The organism is Mesorhizobium sp. M0136, from assembly GCF_040322515.1.
Lineage (GTDB): Bacteria > Pseudomonadota > Alphaproteobacteria > Rhizobiales > Rhizobiaceae > Mesorhizobium.
The window spans coordinates 1-20,477 of record NZ_JAMYTP010000025.1 but is presented as its reverse complement, the minus strand read 5'-3'; the positions used below and the strand labels follow the sequence as shown (position 1 = coordinate 20,477).

Here is a 20,477-nt window from a genome sequence, read left to right as displayed (position 1 = left end):
CGAAACGCCGCTCTAAACCTTTCTTAAGGCCAATGTGACACTGCTGGGTTCCCCAGGGTTGGGATCCAGGCGTGAATCTGAGACGAAAAAACGAGATTCCGGTCGACGTTTACATTCCGTTCGTGGAAACGCTGTTTCGCGACGGCGTGACGCTTTCGATCGGCATTGTCGCGCAGAGCTTCCTGATTGGCCTTGTCTGGTGGAAAAGCGGCGACCCGCTTTATCTGCTTGTCGCTATCATGATGGTTCTTGTAGGCATCTTCCGGATGAGAAACTTCCGGAAATACAACAGTTTGCCCCCGCCGACGACCTGGGAAGAGGCGCACAAGCGCGAGAACGACTATATCCTCTACGGGTCCTTGCACGGGCTCACGCTTGGCGCGTTCTGCCTGCTTGGCATCTATTTTGCGCGCGACAATTTCGCTGAGATCGCCTCCGTCTGCCTGACGCTGGCCACGGCCACCTCGATTGCCGGGCGCAACTATGGCTCCCCGCGCATGGTCACCATCCTGACGCTTGCCTTGACGTGGCCAATCTCGTTGGGGTTCCTTCTGCGTGGCGACATTTACCACATCCTTCTCGGACTCCTGTCCGCGCCGTTCCTGTTTGCGATCCGCAAATTCGCCAACACTGTCCGCGATGTACTTTTCGCCGCTGTCTCGGAAGAAAAAAAGGCGAATCGCATTGCGCAACGTTTCAACCGTGCGCTCAACACCATGTCGCATGGCCTTGTCATGCTCGGTCCCGACGGCCGGGTGGCGGTGGCAAATGCCGAAGCCGCGAACCTGATGTCGCTCAAATCGGCCGATGCGCTGCTCGGCCGCTCTATCCACGGTCTGCTGATGCGTGGGGTTGCCGGCGGCATGCTGGCGCCGAAGGATTGCCGCTACATCGAAGCCCAGCTGACGCGTGCGTTGCGCGAGGGCCGCGACCGAAAGGTCCTGGTCTCGCTCGCCAACGGCCAGCACTATGAATTTTCGGCGCGCGAGGGCAGCCAGGAACTGGGCGTCGTCACTTTCGAGGATGTGACCGCCCGCGTCGAGGCGGAAGACAAGATCCGCTTCATGGCGCGTTACGACAGTCTCACCGGTCTGCCCAACCGCGCCTATTTCCATGAGTTGGTGGTGGAAGCCATGGCCTCGGGCGATCCAGACCGTCTCTGCGGGCTTGCCGTGCTTGACCTCGACGATTTCAAGAGCGTCAATGATACGCTCGGCCATCCGGTCGGCGACGGTTTGATCTACGCCGTTGCTGAGCGGCTGGCCGCGGTCGCCGGGCCAGGCATCACCGTCAGCCGCTTTGGCGGCGACGAGTTCATGATCTTCTTCGAGCGCATCGAGGATGAGAGCCACCTCACCGGCCAGATCGACGAGATCTTCGTCGACCTGCAGGGCGAGGTCGATGTCGCCGGCCACGGATTACGCATCCAGGCCAGCGGCGGCGCGGTGCTGTCGCGGGTCAAGGATACCGACGTCGACGCCATGATCGTCAAGGCCGACCTTGCACTCTACAAGGCCAAGGAGCTTGGCAAGAACGGTTGGCGGCTGTTCGAGGCTTCGATGGATGCTGCCTTCCGCAGCCGTCAGCTGATGAAGGCGGACCTGCGCAGCGCCGTGGAAAACAACGAATTGCGGGTGGTCTATCAGCCGATCGTGGCGATGAGCACGATGCGTATCGCCAGTTGCGAAGCGCTGTGCCGCTGGGATCATCCCGATCTCGGGCCGATTTCCCCCGGTATCTTTATTCCGCTGGCGGAGGAAATGGGGATTATTTCCGACATCAGCACCTTCGTCCTGCATGCGGCCTGCACGGAATGCGCCAAATGGCCGGCCCAGACCAGCGTCTCGGTCAATCTCTCGGCCAAGGATTTTCGCAACCGCGACGTCATCCAGAAGGTTCGCGAGGCGCTTGCCGGTTCCGGTCTGCCGGCCGGCCGCCTCGAGATCGAGGTCACCGAGACGGCGCTGCTCGACGACAAGTCGCTGACACGCCAATATATCGAGGAGTTGAAGCGGCTCGGCGTGCGCATTGCGCTCGACGATTTCGGTACCGGCTATTCGAGCCTCAGCTATCTCCACAAACTACCACTCGACAAAATCAAGATCGATCGCTCGTTCCTGATCGACGTCACCCAGAACAGCCGGTCGCTCGAATTGCTCAAGGGCATCGTCAACCTGTCGCGACCGCTGGGACTTTCAGTCACCGTCGAAGGTGTCGAGACCTTCGAACAGCTCAAGATCCTGGCATTGCAGGTCAAGCCGGACCTGGTCCAGGGCTTTCTGTTCGGATCTGCGCTCAGCGCGTCCGGCATCGAGACCATGTCGAGCACGGTTTGGCCTTTCGCCAAGGATATTAAGACGGCAAGGAAGGCGACGCGACGCTGACTTCACGCTGAAAAACTGCATATTTTAGTATAATTCTATTAATTATTAACCTTAACGAACGGTAAACGACCTCCTGCTTATTTTCAGCTTTACATCTCCTGACCCGTCCGTAGTGTCGGCTGGTGGCGGTAATCGCGGGGAATAGAGTTCATGTGTGCCCAGTTGAGTTCGCTCGGCCATGCGGCGGGCGCTGGTGGGAAAGATGCGTCCGAGACCATGTCCAGCTTCGCCAGGAATATTTCGGCGATGCTGGAGCGGACGGAATACCGCCGTTGCGACAAGGGCGAGGATCTCGAAGACATCTATCGCCTACGCTACAAGTCGTACCGTTCCAACGATATGGTTCCCGACAACGAGAACCACACCATTCACGACGAACTCGACGAGGTGCCTAACGTCTTCCGGTTCGGTGTCTACATCGACCAGGAACTCGTCAGCACGCTGCGTATTCATCACGTCACGCTGTCGACGCCAAGGTCGCCTTCCACCAAGGCTTTTGGTGACATCGTAATGCCGATGCTGGGGGAGGGCATGAGCTTCATCTGCCCCAGTCGGTTCGCCTCCGACCCGGAATGGTCGCGCGTCTATCCGCAGATACCTTATCTCACGCTGCGGCTAGCCGGCATGGCATGTTTTCACTTCAACGCGCCCTATTGTCTTTCGACCATTCGCGAAGATCACGCCGGCTTCTACAAGCGGATCTACTATGCCGAGAAGATCAGTGAGCCTCGTGCCTACCCTGGCGTCTATAACAAGGTCGTGCTCTACCGCGCCGACGTCGGCGCCATCCGCGAGCGGTCGCTATCGCGCTTTCCGTTCTTCCGTTCGACGCCGATGGAGCAACGCATGTTGTTCGATAAGCCCGGCGCCGGCGAACTCGCGCCGCTGACCATCCTGCCCACCGCCAAGTATTTTCGCGAAGCCGCCTGAACGAGCCCATGGAGCCTTCCGATCGCTTTGGCGTTCTGGGCAAAGGTGCTGGTGGTAGGTCGGCATGGCCGACATCCATCACGCACCGCTTCGATAGCGATCCGATCAAAGGAACCGATATGACCATTTCCACGCTCGCCCTTACCCCGCTTATCTCGCTGATTGCAGGCGTGCTGATCCTGGTGATGCCGCGGCTGCTCAATTATATCGTCGCCCTTTATCTGATCGTTGTCGGCCTGCTCGGTCTGTTCCCGCATCTCGCCGGCTGACGACATCGGCAATAGCGGACCTGCCATTCATTGTGATTGGTATCGCCGCGCTCCGCGCAGCGATTTCAAGTTTTGCTTGAGATTGTTGGCTGCGGCGATGCGGCAATAGCGCCATTGCCCTTAACGCGGCTTTTCGCTATGTGCCTGAAAGATGTCTTCGAAGGGGTATTCCAATGGCTGAACACACGCCGACCGGTCCTGTCGAACTGGGCGCGAAGATGGACTATGCCGAGCACGACCGCACCTATGCCGGCTTTGTGATGCTGGCCAAATATGGGTCGCTATTTTGCGCCGCCGTGCTTCTTGCCATGGCGTTCGGCTTCTTTGTGGGCGGCTTCTTCTCGGCGACTATCCTGTTCGTGCTGATCCTGGCCATCGGCGCTTTTATTCTCCGATAACTCCTCCAACCTTTGTCGAAGGCGCCGCCGCGGACGGTCGGTGTCTTGCGGTAACAGGGTTCCGGCCGAAAGGATCGTGCGGTGGGACAGACGGTTTTCATCCCTCGTGAGCTCGATGCAAACGAGCCTCGCGTCGCGGCCTCGCCCGATACGGTGAAGCGGCTGGCAGCGCTGGGTTTCGACGTAATCGTGGAAACCGGCGCCGGCACGGCGTCGCGCATTCCCGACGAGGAGTTTGCCAAGGCGGGCGCCGCGATCGGCAAAGCCGGCGATGCTGCCAAGGCCGACGTGGTGCTGAAGGTGCGCCGCCCCATGGACGTCGAGCTGAAGGGCTACAAGTCCGGCGCCGCTGTCATCGCGATCATGGATCCCTACGGCAACGATGCTGCCGTCGCAGCCCTCGCCAGGGCCGGTGTTACTGCCTTCTCCATGGAGTTCATGCCGCGCATCACCCGGGCGCAATCGATGGACGTTCTATCCAGCCAGGCCAACCTCGCCGGCTACCAGGCGGTGATCGATGCGGCTGCCGAATATGACCGGGCGCTGCCGATGATGATGACGGCGGCTGGCACGGTGCCGGCTGCGAAGGCGTTCGTCATGGGCGTCGGCGTCGCCGGTCTGCAGGCCATCGCCACCGCGCGCCGCCTCGGCGCCGTGGTCACCGCCACCGACGTGCGCCCGGCCGCCAAGGAGCAGGTCGCCTCGCTCGGCGCAAAATTCCTGGCCGTCGAGGACGAGGAGTTCAAGGCGGCTGAGACGGCTGGCGGCTACGCCAAGGAAATGTCGAAGGAGTACCAGGCCAAGCAGGCGGCGCTGACCGCCGAGCACATCGCCAAGCAGGACATCGTCATCACCACGGCGCTCATCCCCGGCCGGCCAGCGCCGAAGCTGGTTTCGGCGGCGATGGTCGCCTCGATGAAACCCGGCTCCGTGATCGTCGACCTCGCGGTCGAGCGCGGCGGCAATGTCGAGGGCGCCGTGCCCGGGAAGGTGGTGACCACCGCCAACGGGGTAAAGATCGTCGGCCATCTCAACGTTCCCGGTCGCGTCGCCGCCTCGGCCTCGCTTCTCTATGCCAGGAACCTCTATGCCTTCCTTGAGACGCTGGTCGATAAGGCGACGAAGACGCTTGCCATCAACCGCGACGACGAGCTGGTCAAGGCAACCATGCTGACCGATGCCGGCAAGGTCGTGCATCCCGCGTTCGTCAGGGCTGAACAGGAGCCACCAAAGGGCCAACATGTCGAACCACCGGCCATTCCTGCGAGGACGATGGTTGCCGAGGCTTCGGCGAAGCCGGCTGCGAAGAGACCAGCCGCTTCGAGGAAGCCCAAGACCACCGGAGGGATCGCGTGATGGATCAGACTCTGCAGAAAGCCCTCGACCAGCTCGACCAGGCGACAGCTGCCGTGCGGCTCGCGGTTCAGAACCTGGCCGCCGCGCCCGGCACCGAAGCGGCGGGTGACGCCGCTCACGCGCTGTCCGGCGGTGCCATCGATCCCTTCGTCTTCCGCTTCGCCATCTTCGTGCTGGCGATCTTCGTCGGCTACTACGTCGTCTGGTCGGTGACGCCGGCGCTGCACACGCCATTGATGGCCGTCACCAACGCCATTTCCTCCGTCATCGTAGTCGGCGCGTTGCTGGCCGTAGGCATCTCGGCCTCGGGCATCGCCACCGGCTTCGGCTTCGTTGCTCTGATGCTGGTATCGGTCAACATCTTCGGCGGCTTCCTCGTCACCCAGCGCATGCTGGCTATGTACAAGAAGAAGGAAAAGTAGGCCGCTATGAACGCCAACTTCGCTTCCTTCCTCTATCTGGTCTCCGGCATCCTGTTCATCCTGGCATTGCGCGGCCTGTCGCATCCGACCACCAGCCGCCAGGGCAACATGTACGGCATGGTCGGCATGGGCATTGCCATCGCCACGACGCTGGCTCTGGCCACCCCTTCCGCCGGCCGCTTCGCGCTGATCGTGCTCGGGCTGCTGATCGGCGGCTCGGTCGGTGCGGTCACGGCACGGCGCATCGCCATGACCTCGATGCCGCAGCTGGTCGCCGCCTTTCACTCGCTGGTCGGTCTTGCTGCGGTCATGGTGGCGGCCGCCGCCATCTATGCACCGGAAAGCTTCGGCATCGGCACCGTCGCCGATATTCATGCCCAGGCGCTGATCGAGATGAGCCTCGGCGTTGCCATCGGCGCCATCACTTTCACCGGCTCGGTCATCGCTTTCTTGAAGCTCGACGGCCGCATGTCGGGCAAGCCGATCATGATCGGTGGCCGCCACTTCATCAACGCGGCCCTGGGCATTGCGCTGATCGTGCTGATCGTGCTGCTCGTCACCACCGAATCCAAGCTGGTGTTCTGGCTGATCGTTGCCGGCTCGCTGGTGCTGGGCGTCCTTCTCATCATCCCGATCGGCGGCGCCGATATGCCGGTGGTGGTGTCGATGCTGAATTCCTATTCCGGCTGGGCCGCCGCCGCACTCGGTTTCACGCTCGGCAATCTGGCGCTGATCATCACCGGCGCTCTGGTCGGTTCATCGGGCGCCATCCTGTCCTACATCATGTGCAAAGGCATGAACCGGAGCTTCATCTCGGTCATCCTCGGTGGCTTCGGCGGCGAGACATCAGCCATTGCCAACGACGGCATCGAGCGCACGGTCAAGCAGGGCTCGGCCGAGGATGCCGCCTATCTGATGATGAATGCGCAAAAGGTCATCATCGTGCCGGGCTACGGCATGGCCGTCGCCCAGGCGCAGCACGCGCTGCGCGAGATGGCCGACAAGCTCAAGGCCAACGGCGTCGACGTCAAATACGCCATCCACCCCGTCGCCGGCCGCATGCCCGGCCACATGAACGTGCTCTTGGCCGAAGCCAACGTGCCTTATGACGAAGTGTTCGAGTTGGAGGACATCAACTCTGAGTTCGCGCAGGCCGACGTCGCCTATGTCATCGGCGCCAACGACGTCACCAATCCCTCGGCTCGTGACGACAAGTCCTCACCGATCTACGGCATGCCGATCCTCGACGTCGACAAGGCGCGCACTTGCCTGTTCGTCAAGCGCTCGCTTGGCTCCGGCTATGCCGGCATCGACAACACGCTGTTCTACAAGGACGGCACCATGATGCTGCTCGGCGACGCCAAGAAGATGACCGAGGAGATCGTCAAGGCCATGGATCACTGAAAAGGCCTCGTTGCCAATTCACTGCCGATCGTCGAATACAGCTCGGCTCCGCGCCGGGCTTTTTCTTGGCTGTTACCGGTTCTGAAGCTACGATGCCGACCCGTCGTCTTGCAAACGGCGTCATCGTGGAGGTGCTGGTGCCCGACCCTGGTTCTGCTGCATCGCCGGCCGCCGATCTGACCGCAGCAGAGAAGGCGCCACGCAAGCGCAGCCAGGCGGTAGTGGTCGTGCACGGCATGGGCGAGCAGCGGCCCATGGACACGTTGAGGGAGTTTGTCCAGGCCGTATGGAGCCACGATCCGGCCCGTGCACCGTTCTATGCCCATGTCGCCGATCCGGCCGACCCGATGGGTGCGAAGATCAACCAGAGCTGGATCACGCCCGACAGCCGGACCAATTCGCACGAACTCCGCCGGATCACCACGCCCTATGATGTCGATGGCCGCCGCACCGATTTCTACGAGCTTTACTGGGCCGACATCACCCAGGGCACGACCCGAAGCCGCCTTGCTGCCTGGGTGACGACCCTGCTCTGGCGCAAGCCCGTCGATATTCCGCGCGATGTGCGCAAACTCTACGTCGTCACGCTTTTGGCCACCATCGTCGTCCTCGGCGCGGCGCTGGCGCTCGCAACGTCGACCTGGCAAGGCTACATCTCCTGGACGACCGGTGTGCTTGTCACGGTTCTGGCGTCGTTCGTCATCTGGTCGGTGGACCAGTTTGGCTTGCCTTATTTCGGCGACGTCGCCGCCTATGTGCGGGCCGAAGCGGCAACGGTCGAGAAACGGGCGCTGGTCCGCGAGCGTGGCCTCAAGCTGCTGAAGCGTCTCATGATGGACGATGCCTATGATCGCATCGTGCTGGTCTCGCACAGCCTCGGGTCGATCATCGCCTATGATCTGTTGCAGATCTTGTGGGCTGATTTCAGGCCTAGAAAGCTGGAAGCCATTCGCGACAAAGCGCGGCTGAAGGCGATCCACGCCGTCGACAAAGCGACGCTGGCCGCCGATGCCTCCGCCTGGCCCGACAGCCTCGATGACCTCCCCGCATTCCGGCGCAGCCAATGGGAGCTCTACCGGCAGCTTCGCGTCGGCGACGCCGATCATCCGCTGCCGTGGAAGATCAGCGATTTCGTCACGCTCGGCAGTCCGCTAACCCACAGCGAGTTCCTGGTGACCTACAACCTCGCCGAATTCAGGCGCGGCATCGCCGAGCGCCTGTTTTCGGCATGCCCGCCGATCGCCGACAGGGCGGCGGGCGGGACCATGCTCTACCAGGAAGGGCGCAGCCATTCCGGCAAGCCGCAGCGGGCGGTGCATCATGGCGCGGTGTTTGCCGCAACGCGCTGGACCAATATTTTCGACAGGGGCAATGGCTGGCTGACCGGCGACCCGATCTCAGGGCGGATGACGGAAAACTTCGGTCCCGGCGTGGAAAACATCCAGATCGAGCTGCGCGGCTCGCTTGGCCGCGTCTTCACGCACAGGCTCTATTGGTCGCTGACGGCGAGCGGCGTCGAAGTCAATGCGCCGGTCGGCGCACGGCCGCGCTCGCACCTTGCCGTGCTGCGCGATGCGGTCGATCTCGGCCGCAAACTGGAAGCTGAGCTGTAGGCGGTGAGCACGACAATGCCGCGGCGGCACTTCAAAGCAAGGTCCCCTTCGGGCGTAATCTTCCCGAAGCGGACCGAGTTCGCCTAGTCACCGATCAACGATTGGTCAGGAAAATCGCTTCCTCGTCGTCGCGCTGCCTGCCGCCAAGTGCTGCGGCCGCGCTGGCAATGAAGGCCCCGATGACCAGCGACAGCGCGCCAATCAGCGAGAAGGTGGCGCCTGCCTTTCTGGCGGTGTCGGCCGCCTGCTGGGCCTTGACCTTGGCCTCCTGCGCTCTGGCGATTACTGCATCGACGCGAGCGGTGGCATCCGCTTCGGACAGGCCTGTGCGGGCGGCCACGAGCCGCGACAGATAGGTCTTGTCGTCGGCCGATATTTCGCCTGCTGCGGCACTCGCGATCAGAATGCGCGATGCCTGCGCCGTTGCCGCGGCGTCGCTCTCCGGATTGGCGGCAGCGAGCCTTGCCGGATCGGCCGGGCGGAACAGCGTATCGACGAAATACGATGTCGCGTCGTTAGTCGAGGCGCCACCAGCGTTTGCAGCAGCACCTGCCGAAGCGCCCATTGCCGCGCCCGATGCCACAGTCGAAGCAGCCTGTACACCGCTACCTATCGCGGCCGAAAGCGCCGTGCCGAGCACGCCGGCGACCAGCAGCGTCGCCAGCGCCCAAGCCAGGAAACCGTGAGCGGTATCGCGGAAGAAGACTTCATCGGTGTGGATGCCGACCCATTTGGTGCGCAGGCGTCCGGCGAGGTAGCCGCCCAGGGCCGACGACAGCCACTGCACGACGATCAGCCAGACGGCAGTGGAAACTGCGAAAGTGGTGACTGACGCACCCGAGCCGGACCATGGCGACACCATGCTCAGCCCAAGCCCGGAGCCGAGCAGCATCAAGATGAAGGTAAGCGTCGACGCAGCAAAGGCGCCGGCGACGATTGGCCCCCAGCTGACAGCGGGGGTAGCGGATTCCGTCGGTGCGGAAACGTCGGCAGTCGTTAGGGTGGACGGCATCGAAGCCCCCTATCTTGCAAACAGCATGATCAGAATAATGATCGGAATCGGGACTCCGAGAAGCCAGAGCAAAATGCCACGTCCCATGGATGCCTCCTGCGGCGATTGTGATCAACTACAATGCCTTGAAAGCCTTTCCGTTCCGGCGGTCCTGGTGATCTCTGTTGCTTGCAACAATCGGCATCGGTGCGCCAAGGCGCACCAATGCACTTCATTGCCTTCTGGCTGGGTATCTGAGATCGTGGCTCAGATGTCCAGATTGGCGACCGACAGCGCGTTTTCCTGGATGAATTCGCGCCTGGGCTCGACCTCGTCGCCCATCAGCCGCGAAAACAAGCTGTCCGCATCCGTTGCGTCATTGACCTTGACCTGCAAGAGCGAGCGCACATTCGGGTCAAGCGTCGTTTCCCAGAGCTGCTCGGCGTTCATTTCGCCAAGGCCCTTGTAGCGCTGCATGGTCAGGCCCTTGCGGCCGGTGGCAAACACGGCACTGAGCAGTGCCAGCGGCCCCGAAATGGTTTCCGAGACATCCTTGCGGCGCAGCACCGGCGGCTCGCCATAGATCTCCGCCAGACGCGGCGCATAGCGGTCGAGCTGGCGTGCGTCGGCGGAATTGATCAGCGCCAGGTCGAGATGTGCGAACTCCTTGACGCTGCGCACCGTTCGCTCGAAGACATAGCCGCCAATGCCCTCGTTCGAGGTCGACATGCGGCCGATCCAGCCGCGCTCGGTATCCTCGGCGATAATGTCGAGACGGCGGGCAACACGCTCGGCCGTCTCATTGGCGCGGCGGAGGTCGGTGAAAATCTCCGGGTTGAGCGCGCCGGCAATCGCTGCCTGCTCGACCACGCCTCTGTTATAGCGCGTGTGCAATCCGTTGATGAGCTGGCGGACAGCTAGGGCGTCGTCGATGGCACTGCGCAGGTCCTGCCCAGCCCGCACCTCGCCCGTGCTGAGCGCAAGCGACGCTTCTTCCAGCCCGGAGCCGATCAGGAATTCCTCGAAGGCGGCTTCGTCCTTGATGTATTGCGAGCTCTTCCCGCGCGTCACCTTGTAGAGCGGCGGCTGCGCGATGTAGAGATGACCACGTTCGATCAGTTCCGGCATCTGGCGGAAGAAGAAGGTCAGCAGCAAGGTGCGGATGTGGGCGCCGTCGACATCGGCGTCGGTCATCAGGATGATCTTGTGGTAGCGCAGCTTGTCGGCATTGAACTCGTCCTTGCCGATCGAGGTGCCGAGCGCAGTGATCAGCGTGCCGATCATGTCGGAGCCGAGCATGCGGTCGAAGCGCGCGCGCTCGACATTGAGGATCTTGCCGCGCAGCGGAAGAATGGCCTGGTTCTGGCGCGAACGGCCGCCCTTGGCCGACCCGCCGGCGCTGTCGCCCTCGACGATGAAGATCTCGGATTTTGCCGGATCGCGCTCCTGGCAATCGGCCAGCTTGCCGGGCAACGAGGTGACGCCGAGCGAACTCTTGCGGGTGATGTCGCGTGCCTTGCGCGCGGCTTCACGCGCGGCAGCGGCCTGGATGACCTTCTCGATGACCGCCTTGCCCTCGGTCGGGTGCTCCTCCAGCCAGGTGCCGAGCGCTTCGTTGACCAGCCCTTCGACCACCGGACGGACCTCGGACGACACCAGCTTGTCCTTGGTCTGCGAGGAGAATTTCGGGTCGGGAACCTTGACTGACAGCACCGCCGTCAGCCCTTCACGGCAATCGTCGCCGATCAGCGCCACCTTTTCCTTCTTGGTCAGGCCCGAAGAGTCGCCATAGCCGGTTATCTGGCGTGTCAGCGCACCGCGAAAGCCTGCCAGATGCGTGCCGCCGTCGCGTTGCGGGATGTTATTGGTGAAGGCCAGCACGTTCTCGTGGTAGCTGTCGTTCCACCACATGGCGACTTCGACCGTGATGCCGTCGCGCTCGGCGCGGATCGATATCGGCTTGTCGAGCAACGGCTTTTTCGTCCGGTCGAGATATCGGACGAACTCTTCGAGGCCGCCATCGTAGTGCAATTCATGGCGCACGATGTCGGCATGGCGGGCATCGGTCAAAACGATGCGCACACCGGAGTTCAGGAAGGCGAGTTCGCGCAGCCGATGCTCCAGCGTACCGTAGTCGAATTCGACCATGGTGAAGGTTTCGGACGACGGCAAAAACGTGATTTCGCTGCCGCTGCGGCCTTCATAGGTGCCGGGGACCTTGTCTTGTTCATAACTGCCGGTGACGCGCAGCGGCGCGTCGGCATTGCCATGCGTGAAGCTCATCTCGTAGATCTGGCCGTTGCGGCGGATCTTCAGTTTCAGCCAGGCCGACAGTGCGTTGACGACCGACACGCCGACACCGTGCAGGCCGCCCGACACCTTGTAGGAGTTCTGGTCGAATTTGCCGCCTGCATGCAGCTGCGTCATGATCACTTCGGCCGCCGAAATGCCTTCGCCGGTGTGGATATCGGTCGGAATGCCGCGGCCATTGTCGATGACCGTCACCGATCCGTCCGGATTGAGCGTCACCGTCACCAGGTCGGCATGGCCGGCCAGGGCTTCGTCGATGGCGTTGTCGACGACTTCATAGACCATGTGGTGCAGGCCCGAGCCGTCGTCGGTATCGCCAATATACATGCCCGGCCGCTTGCGAACGGCATCCAAGCCCTTCAAAACCTTGATGGAATCGGCGCCGTATTCGGCTTCAACGCCGTTGGCGATGTCGGTCTGTTCGCTCATGAAAACCTGTCTGATTGATGCCGTGTGCAGAGCGCGAAAAATCGGCTTCGAATCGCGCATTTCTAATGTCGTAGATATAGGCGCAAAAGGCGGTTTTTCCAAGGTTTGCAGGCATTTCCGGACGGAATGACGGTCGCGTCGGCCGGCTACTGGCGCTTGGCTTCGATCCTGGCCAGCCGCTCACGCAGGAACTTGATCATGAATTTGTATCGCGGCGCCAACCGTCCGCTTCGGTCGAGCTCGAGCGTCATGTCGAGCGCCTTGGAAAGCACGGCTTTCGGATCCTTAGCGACTTGCGCGTAGTCGATATAGGCGACCACCAGGTCGCGCTGCCAGGTGGCGTTGTCCGGATCGGACCGGGCAAGTTTCTCGCGAATGGCCAGGCTGTCCTGATAGGCTTGCCGGGCTCCGCTGACGTCGCGCTGCTTTAGGCGCAGGGTGGCGACTTCGGACAGCGTTATCGACAAGTCACGCTGCCAGTCGGAATTGGCGGGATCGAGCCTGGCCAGCCGCTGCGCAATCGCGTAGCTGTCCAGATAGGCTTTCAGCGCGCCTTTGTGGTCGCCCTGTATCGCCAGGACGCCGGCGACCTTCTCGAGGCAGACGGACAGGTCGCGCTGCCATTCGGTGTTGTTCGGGTCGCCGACGGCGAGCGCGCTGGCCTGCGAAAGTGCCTCACGATAAGCCGAAAGTGCCGCCGGCCAATTCTGCTGGTCGCTCAGCGCATTGCCGATCTTGGCGTTGCCGACCGACAGGTCGCGTTTCAGCTCGGTGTCGTCCGGATCGCGTTTCGCCAGTTGCTTGACGATCGCGAGGCCTTCCCCGTAAGCCGCCAGCGCCCCGGCGGCGTCGCCGCGTTCGCGCAGCAGGTCGCCTATCGTATCGTGGCTGACCGAGACGTCACGCTGCCGGTCGGCGTCTCCCGGTTTGTCCGCCGCCAGCGCCAGCCGCACCTTCAGGCTCTCTTCATAGGCCGCCTGTGCGTTGTCCAGTTGGCCTGCGACATGGGCAAGGTGACCGATCTCATCGTAGGTGATGGTCAGGTCGCGCTGCAGTTCGGCACGGTCGGGCTCTCCGGCGGCGAGCTGTTTCTTGATCGACAGGCTTTCCTGGTAGACCTCTGCGGCGCCGGCCAGATCGCCTTGCGTCGCCAGTACGTTGCCGATCTTGTCGTCGGCCATAGCGAGGTCGCCGAACCACTCCAGATTGTCCGGTTCTGCCTCGGTCAGGCCCTGCAGAATGGTCTTGGCGGTCTCATAATTCTGCAGCGCTGTCGGCAGATTGCCTTGCGCCATCCGCACATTGCCGAGCTTGACGTGGCTGACGGCGAAGTCGCGCTTCACGTTGGGATCGGTTTCATGGTGCAACCGCCGTTCGAGATCGGCTTGCAGTGCTTCGAAGGCGCGGCCGGCCGCATCGATATTGCCGACCGTGGTATAGAGTTTGCCCAGCTCGTCAAGCGTGCGGATCAAGCGGTCGGCATCGTCGAGCGACAGCACCACCCGTCCAGCTTCGCCATAAAGCGCGAGCACGGATTCATAGTCCTTGATGGCTGTGGCGTAGTCGAGGTCGGCCCGCGCCGCCCCGCCGGACAGATAGCGCGTTGCGGCCTCGGAGAGCGTGCGGCTGACGAAATTGGCCTTCAGAGCGTTGCGCGAGACATTATCGATCTCGGCTGCCTCGGCGAGCTTTTTGCGCGCCGCATCGAACGCTCCCAGCGAAAGCTGCTCTTCGGCCTGCCGGCGCAACGCTGCCACCCGCAGATCGTCTGATCCAAGCGTCTGCATTTCGCTCCGCACCTTGACGAAGGCGTCGGCTGCCTCACGCAGCCTGGCGTTCAGACTGTCAGCGGAGAGGTGGCCGGTATCGGAACTGATCAACGCGCCATAGAGCGGTGCCAGCGGCATGTCGGCGTCGCTGGCGATCTTCTCCACCTCGCCGCGCATCTGAGGCGTCACCTCGGCCATGGCGAGCAACAAGCGTTCGCGCTCGGGCAGTTTCTCCTTGGCTGTCGTGGCAAAGAACAGCTGCGGCAGGCCGCTCTCGACATAGGGCAATTGCTTGCCGCGCGAGAGGTCGTAGACCTCCTGCTGCACAAGCGTCAGCACGGAGCGGATCTCGAGTCCATCGGTGCCGAGATATTTCGTCAACGCCGCAGTGAACGGCGAATTCTGGCCGGTCCCATCCGCGGCCGTCTCGCCGGGCGCCGCCGAGAAGGCAAACAGAATGTTTTCAGCCCGCCCGACGCGGCCAAGACCCGGCCGGACCTTGACGCCGACCTCTTTTGCCAGCGCCGTTGCGCCGCGGCCTTCGCCGCCCGCAGCCGCAAACGGATCGCTGCGGCAGGCATCGAGCACGATCAGCCCGACCTTGCTGGTGGCGGCGACGGTCGTGCGGATCTCCTCCAGCGGCAGGCTGGTCCTTTCCAGCGCATCGAGCGACGACGCGTCTGCATCGACCGGCAGGAGCCGATTCTCGCCGGCGATCTCGACGCCATGGCCGGAAAAGAACACCAGTACCACGTCGGCGCCTTTGGCATCCTGGCGGAAATCGTCGAGCGCCCGGCGCATGCGCCGCAGGTCGCGGTTGGTTTCGAGGAAGACCTCGAAGCCGAGCTTGTTCAGCACCGTTTCGATCACCTCGCCGTCGTTGACGGGATTGGCGAGCGGCCGGATCAGCCGGTAGTCGTTCTCGGCGATGACCAGCGCAACGCGCCGCTCCGCCATGGCAGCGGAGGCCGTCGAGAGGATCAGCAGCAAGGCAAACAGAAGACGCAAATCGAACCGCCCCGGCCCGGTCGTTTGCCGGAGCATTCCATCTCTTTATGGCATGAGCAAGTTATGGCATCGGCAAGCTCGGCCGTTCGCGTTGTCAGCCGACCCGCATCGGCTTCAGCGCTTCGCTCCAGCGGAACAACTCGTCCAGCATGGTCCTGGCCCCGCCGAGCACCTGCTCGCTGGGCAGGAAGGCGCCGGTCTCGTCGAGCAGCTTCTGGTACATTGGCAGCGCCACGCCTTCCGGGATCGGCATGACGCCGACGGAGGTCAGCAACGGTTTGACCGCCTGCGCCGCTCGTAAGCCGCCGGAGACACCGCCGTAGCTGAGGATGGCGGCCGGCTTGTATCGCCATTCCCTGAGCAGGTAGTCGACCGCGTTGACGATCGCGGGAGCGGTGAAATAATTGTACTCCGGCGCCACGAAGACGAATGCGTCGGCGGCGTCGATTGCTTTCGACCAGGCTTTCGTGTGGCTGTTTTCGTATTTGCCGAGTCTCGGATGATGCGGGTCGTCCAACACCGGCAGGTTGAAGGCGGCGATATCGGTGAGCACCGGCTCGAATTTCCCGTGTTCGCGCGCAAAGCTCTCCAGCCACTTTGCGAAAACCGGTCCGGCGCGGCCCGGCCGCGTGCTGCCGATGATGACGTTCAACTGGTGCTTCAAGGCAGGCTCCCGCCGGTTTCTGACATCTGTGGTGCTGCCACCTAAGACACGCAGCCGGACACAGCAAGCAGGCACTTTCCGGTGCCCTGGTCACATTCCAGAGAGCGGATGCTTCGCCTTGTCGTCCGCTCACATGGACGCCTGCCTTGCCCGCCACTACATTGAGGTGTCAGCGGAGCAAGCCATGGACAGTCAGCCCGTCCCCTTCGTCCCGCCGGCGCCGAAGCCGCGCACCGCGCCGCCCTCGACGCTGGAGATGATCCGCATCGTCTACCGCAATCCGCTCGAGCTGTGGGGCGAGCCGACCTATAACGAGCCCTGGATTTCGGTGACCGGTATCGGTGGGCCGCTGGTCATCGCCAACGATCCCGGCCTCATCCGCCATGTGCTCGTCGATAACGCCAAGAACTACAAGATGGCGACGGTTCGCCAGCTGATCCTGCGGCCGATCCTGCGCGACGGCTTGCTGACCGCCGAGGGCGAGGTGTGGAGGCGTTCACGCAAGGCGATGGCGCCAGTGTTCACGCCGCGCCATATCTTCGGTTTTGCCGAGCCGATGCTGAGGCGCACGCGGGAGTTCGTCATGCGCTACGAGGGCGGCGGTACGTTCGACATCGCTCACGACATGACGCTGCTTACCTTTGACATCCTGGCCGAGACGCTGTTTTCCGGTGAGATTTCAGGCGAGCCGGGCAGCTTTGCCAAGGAGATCGACCGCCTGTTCGAGACCATGGGTCGGGTCGATCCACTCGACCTTTTGCGGGCACCCGATTGGCTGCCGCGTCTGACCCGCATCCGCGGCCGCAAGACCATGGCCTACTTCCGCAAGATCGTCACCGACACGGTGCAAATGCGCGAGGCGCGGTTGAAGCGTGCTCCGGACACGGTGCCGCAGGATTTTCTCACGCTGCTGTTGAGGGCGGAGGGACCGGGCGGGCTGACCCGGGCCGAGGTCGAGGACAACATCATCACCTTCATCGGCGCCGGCCATGAGACTACGGCCAGGGCGCTCGGCTGGACGCTCTACTGCCTTGCCGAAGCGCCGTGGGAGCGCGAAAAGATCGAGCACGAGATCGATGCCGTGCTGGCGCGTGAGCCCGACCCGACGAAATGGCTCGACGCCATGCCGCTCACCCGTGCCGCCTTCGAAGAGGCGCTCAGGCTCTATCCGCCGGCGCCATCGATCAACCGCGAACCGATCGAGCCCGAAACCTGGAACGGCCTCTACATACCGCGACGTGCCGCGGTGCTGGTGATGCCGTGGGTCGTCCACCGCCATCGCAAGCTGTGGGACAGGCCCGACGCCTTCATGCCGGAACGCTTCCATCCGGGAAACCGCGAGAAGATCGACCGTTTCCAGTATTTGCCGTTCGGCGCCGGGCCTCGCGTCTGCATCGGGGCCAGCTTTGCCATGCAGGAGGCAATCATCGCGTTGGCGATCATGCTTTCGCGCTATCGTTTCGATACCACCGCGCAAACCCGACCCTGGCCGGTGCAGAAGCTAACGACGCAGCCGCAAGGCGGGCTGCCGATGCAGGTCACTAGGCGCGCGGCGTAGGCAGCGGGACGTCCGTTCGTGTTATGCGGCGGACTTGCGCTGGAACTGGCCGGCGGCGCGGTAGCGCCAGAGATAGCTTGGCAGGATGGTTCCGATCGACCGCGGCTGGATACCGAGGCCGGCGAGCGTCCTGTTGTCCTTGACGGCGGCATCCGACACGACATTGTGCTGGCGCAACAGCAGGACCTGGTCCTTGGTCAACAATGGATTGGGCAGCAGCCCGAGAATTGATGCCTGGAGGTTCGCCAGCCACCATGGCACGGGCAGCAAAAACCGCTTGCGTTCGATGATGACGAGCAGCTCTTGCATGCATTCCTTAAAGGTAAGCACCTGCGGCCCGCCGAGTTCATAGATCCGGCCGCCCTGGACCTTGCCGTCGACCGAGTGCGCCACCGCCTCGGCGACGTCGCCGACATAGACCGGCTGGAATTTCGTCTGCCCGCCGCCGATCAGCGGCAGCACTGGGGAAAAGCGGGCCATGTTGGCAAAGCGGTTGAAGAAACCGTCCTCCGGCCCGAAATTGATCGATGGCCGCAAGATCACGGCGTCTTGGACCGTCTCAAGAACGGCCTTTTCGCCGAGCGCCTTGGTACGCGCGTGGTCCGATTGCGCGTGGAGGTCCGCTCCCAGAGCCGAGATGTGGGTGAGGCCGGCGCCGACGGCGCGCGCCGCTTCGGCAATAGCGCGCGCGCCGAACTCGTGGACGGCAGTAAATTTCTGCCGGCCGGCCTCATGCGCGATCGCCACCAGATTGACGACATGGTCGGCGCCTTGCACGGCGCGGTCGACCGACCAGCGCACCCGGACATTGGCCTGCACCGGCTGGATCTGCCCGACATTGCCAAGCGGTTGCAAATGACCGGCGAGATCGGGCCGGCGGCAGGCGACCCGGATGCGGTAGCCGCGCTTGGCCAGCGCCCGCACGACATGACGACCGACAAAGCCGGAGCCGCCGAAAACGACGACGAGCTTTGGGGTCTGAAGGATTTCGGTCATGGCTGGCTCCGGCGGGCTATCCAGATGGCTTGATTGAAGCCGTTTCATAGTCGGTTTCGCGCCAAAGGCAAAGGGCGACCATAGGTCGCCCGGCACTGTTGAAGCATGATTTTCCGGATCCGTTCGAAATGGCAGAAACGCCGTCGAGGCCCCGGCTTTACGGCAACTCCATTAGGAACAGGAACCTTTGTTCGGTAGGCGATTTTAGATGTATGATTTGATTCCGAATGGAGGATATTGCCGATGACGACAAAACGCGTTGCGATCTTCGCTCTGGCTTTCGCAACAGGCTGCAGCATTGGTGCCTCGGCGTTCGCGGCAAACCGGCATCACCACCAAGCGCAACCCGATCGCTACGTTCCCGCCAACGGCGACATCATCGACATTCTGTTCGGTGGCCCGCGCTACTATGACAACCACCTGTTCACGACGGCCGCCGAACCCTGCTCCTACAACAGGGTAGGACCGGACGCGAATGCGGTGAACGTCATCAACGATCATCATTGCGGGAAGTAGGCTCGCGCTCCCGGATCGGCCGGCCTCCTCAGCCGCTCATCCGACAAATGAATTCCTTCAGGACGAATAGCGCGCGGCGAATTCGGAAATGCGTTGCACCACGGCTTTCGGCGCGCTTATGCCGCGCGCCGCCGCCTTCTCTGCCGCTTCTGCCCGGGCACGCCCCGGCACATGCACGCCATAGCGCCGCCGCAACCTGTCGAGCTGGTCCTTCATCCGTTTCTCGAAGTCCGGATCGAGCAGCTTGGGCTCGACGGCGAGCACGAACAGGCCGGTCCCCGGACTGTCCGGCCCGCCGCTGAACCATGGCGCATCGAGCGACCAGTTGGCGCCCGACAGGCCCGCAGCCAGCACCTCGACCATCAGCGCGATGTTGGCGCCGCGCTGGCCGCCGAAGGCAAGCATGGCGCCTTTCATGGCGGCTGCCGGGTCCGTGGTTGGATTGCCGCTGGCGTCCAGCGCCCAGCCTTCGGGGATCTTCTTGCCGTCCTCGGCTGCCTTGCGGATGTTGACGAAGGCGGTGGCGCTCGACGACTGGTCGATGACCAGCGGCGCCCCGTCCGTGGTGGGTGCGGCAAAGGACATCGGGTTGGTGCAGTAGACCGGCTTGATCGAGCCTGAGCCGGCAAGCACGGCCGGGCCGTTGGTGGCGGCGAACGATACCAATCCCTGCGCGGCCAGCCGTCCGGTGAAATAGCCGAGCGCGCCGCAGGTATAAGCATTCTTCTGCGAAAAGATGGCGACGCCGAACAGCCGCGCCGCCTTGGCGAGGTCATCGATCGTGCGGTCGAAACCGGTATGCGCTAAGCCGCCGCGCGCATCGGAAAGATAGACCGCGAGTGCCGGCCTGGTGATCACCGGATCGGCGTTGCCGTCGATACGGCCAGCTTCCAGTGCTTCGAGATAATCGATGAAGTGCGACAGTCCGACGGTCGACAGTCCTTCAGCCTCGGCCGCGACGATCGAGGCAGCCAGCGACTGCGCCGCCTCTTCGTTGGCGCCGGCGCCAAGTGCGGCCATCCGGCACAGCCCTGTCGCCTGGTCGAGACTGAGTTGCATGGCAGCTGCCCTGAATTCGCGACTTTAACAGCCTTAGCCTAGCTTGCTCGGGATCCGCGCCTCGAGCCGGCGGAAACCGAACACCAGGATACCGGTGATGGACATATAGACCAACGCCAGAAGCAGCAAGGGTTCGTAGGTGACGAATAGATCCTGGCGCACCCGCGAGGCTACGGCATAGATGTCTACCATGGTTATCGTTGCCACCAGCGGTGTCGCTTTCAGTTGGAGAACGGTTTCACCCGCCAGCGTCGGCAGTGCCCGGCTGATCGCCTGCGGGAGCCATATGCGCCTGAAGATTTTCCAACGGCTCATGCCGAAAGCGCGGGCCGCTTCGAGTTGGCCATGCGGTACCCCGGCGAAGGCGCCACGCATCACTTCGCCTTCATAGCCGGCATACG

General features: G+C 62.9%; 17 protein-coding genes. 10 read left to right on the top strand and 7 right to left on the bottom strand.

What is annotated here, in order from left to right; genetic code table 11:
* Positions 1 to 71 precede the first annotated feature (71 nt).
* The 8 genes from NKJ35_RS25290 (at position 72) to NKJ35_RS25255 (ending at position 8,776) form a co-directional block, all read left to right on the top strand.
* A complete protein-coding gene (locus NKJ35_RS25290) occupies positions 72 to 2,384 on the top strand; it encodes a putative bifunctional diguanylate cyclase/phosphodiesterase (protein ID WP_352650062.1) in 2,313 nt (770 codons plus the stop codon).
* A 150-nt stretch (positions 2,385 to 2,534) separates the two neighbouring features.
* A complete protein-coding gene (locus NKJ35_RS25285; RefSeq protein WP_352650061.1) occupies positions 2,535 to 3,314 on the top strand; it encodes an N-acyl amino acid synthase FeeM domain-containing protein in 780 nt (259 codons plus the stop codon).
* 119 nt (positions 3,315 to 3,433) lie between these two features.
* Entirely contained in the window at positions 3,434 to 3,583 is a 150-nt protein-coding gene (locus NKJ35_RS25280) for a DUF3096 domain-containing protein (RefSeq protein WP_013528205.1), read from the top strand.
* A gap of 173 nt (positions 3,584 to 3,756) precedes the next feature.
* Positions 3,757 to 3,981, top strand: a complete 225-nt coding sequence (locus NKJ35_RS25275) for an aa3-type cytochrome c oxidase subunit IV (RefSeq protein ID WP_254816044.1) — start codon at positions 3,757 to 3,759, stop codon at positions 3,979 to 3,981.
* An 81-nt stretch (positions 3,982 to 4,062) separates the two neighbouring features.
* Positions 4,063 to 5,337, top strand: coding sequence for a Re/Si-specific NAD(P)(+) transhydrogenase subunit alpha (locus NKJ35_RS25270; protein WP_352650059.1), 1,275 nt, complete (start codon positions 4,063 to 4,065; stop codon positions 5,335 to 5,337).
* Positions 5,337 to 5,759, top strand: coding sequence for an NAD(P) transhydrogenase subunit alpha part 2 (locus tag NKJ35_RS25265; RefSeq protein ID WP_302893582.1), 423 nt, complete (start codon positions 5,337 to 5,339; stop codon positions 5,757 to 5,759). Before NKJ35_RS25270 ends, NKJ35_RS25265 begins: the two co-directional genes overlap by 1 nt.
* Positions 5,760 to 5,765: 6 nt before the next feature.
* Positions 5,766 to 7,163, top strand: a complete 1,398-nt coding sequence (locus tag NKJ35_RS25260; RefSeq protein WP_352650058.1) for an NAD(P)(+) transhydrogenase (Re/Si-specific) subunit beta — start codon at positions 5,766 to 5,768, stop codon at positions 7,161 to 7,163.
* Positions 7,164 to 7,255: 92 nt separating this feature from the next.
* Positions 7,256 to 8,776, top strand: a complete 1,521-nt coding sequence (locus tag NKJ35_RS25255; protein ID WP_352650057.1) for a hypothetical protein — start codon at positions 7,256 to 7,258, stop codon at positions 8,774 to 8,776.
* A gap of 94 nt (positions 8,777 to 8,870) precedes the next feature.
* On the opposite strand, the gene NKJ35_RS25250 is transcribed toward NKJ35_RS25255, so the two are convergent.
* From NKJ35_RS25250 to NKJ35_RS25235, 4 genes are all read right to left on the bottom strand, one after another.
* Positions 8,871 to 9,788 carry a hypothetical protein gene (locus NKJ35_RS25250; protein ID WP_352650055.1) on the bottom strand — a complete coding sequence of 306 codons (918 nt, stop codon included), beginning with the start codon at positions 9,786 to 9,788 and terminating at the stop codon, positions 8,871 to 8,873.
* Positions 9,789 to 10,034: 246 nt separating this feature from the next.
* Positions 10,035 to 12,506, bottom strand: a complete 2,472-nt coding sequence (gene gyrB, locus NKJ35_RS25245) for a DNA topoisomerase (ATP-hydrolyzing) subunit B (protein WP_352650053.1) — start codon at positions 12,504 to 12,506, stop codon at positions 10,035 to 10,037.
* Between the two features lie 146 nt (positions 12,507 to 12,652).
* A complete protein-coding gene (locus NKJ35_RS25240; RefSeq protein ID WP_352650051.1) occupies positions 12,653 to 15,319 on the bottom strand; it encodes a caspase family protein in 2,667 nt (888 codons plus the stop codon).
* A gap of 58 nt (positions 15,320 to 15,377) precedes the next feature.
* Entirely contained in the window at positions 15,378 to 15,947 is a 570-nt protein-coding gene (locus NKJ35_RS25235; RefSeq protein WP_352650050.1) for an NADPH-dependent FMN reductase, read from the bottom strand.
* A 184-nt stretch (positions 15,948 to 16,131) separates the two neighbouring features.
* Between NKJ35_RS25235 and NKJ35_RS25230 the strand changes: the two genes are divergently transcribed.
* Positions 16,132 to 17,505, top strand: a complete 1,374-nt coding sequence (locus NKJ35_RS25230) for a cytochrome P450 (protein ID WP_352650048.1) — start codon at positions 16,132 to 16,134, stop codon at positions 17,503 to 17,505.
* A 21-nt stretch (positions 17,506 to 17,526) separates the two neighbouring features.
* Here the strand turns inward: NKJ35_RS25230 and NKJ35_RS25225 are convergent, their stop codons facing one another.
* Positions 17,527 to 18,501, bottom strand: a complete 975-nt coding sequence (locus NKJ35_RS25225; protein WP_352650047.1) for a complex I NDUFA9 subunit family protein — start codon at positions 18,499 to 18,501, stop codon at positions 17,527 to 17,529.
* A 243-nt stretch (positions 18,502 to 18,744) separates the two neighbouring features.
* Between NKJ35_RS25225 and NKJ35_RS25220 the strand changes: the two genes are divergently transcribed.
* A complete protein-coding gene (locus NKJ35_RS25220) occupies positions 18,745 to 19,017 on the top strand; it encodes a hypothetical protein (RefSeq protein WP_352650046.1) in 273 nt (90 codons plus the stop codon).
* A gap of 57 nt (positions 19,018 to 19,074) precedes the next feature.
* Here the strand turns inward: NKJ35_RS25220 and NKJ35_RS25215 are convergent, their stop codons facing one another.
* Both NKJ35_RS25215 and NKJ35_RS25210 read right to left on the bottom strand, forming a co-directional pair.
* The gene (locus tag NKJ35_RS25215; RefSeq protein ID WP_352650045.1) at positions 19,075 to 20,076 is read right to left on the bottom strand and encodes an Ldh family oxidoreductase; all 1,002 of its coding nucleotides are present in this window, start codon (positions 20,074 to 20,076) and stop codon (positions 19,075 to 19,077) included.
* Positions 20,077 to 20,109: 33 nt separating this feature from the next.
* On the bottom strand, positions 20,110 to 20,477 hold a 368-nt coding region (locus tag NKJ35_RS25210), incomplete at its 5' end, for an ABC transporter permease subunit (RefSeq protein ID WP_352650043.1).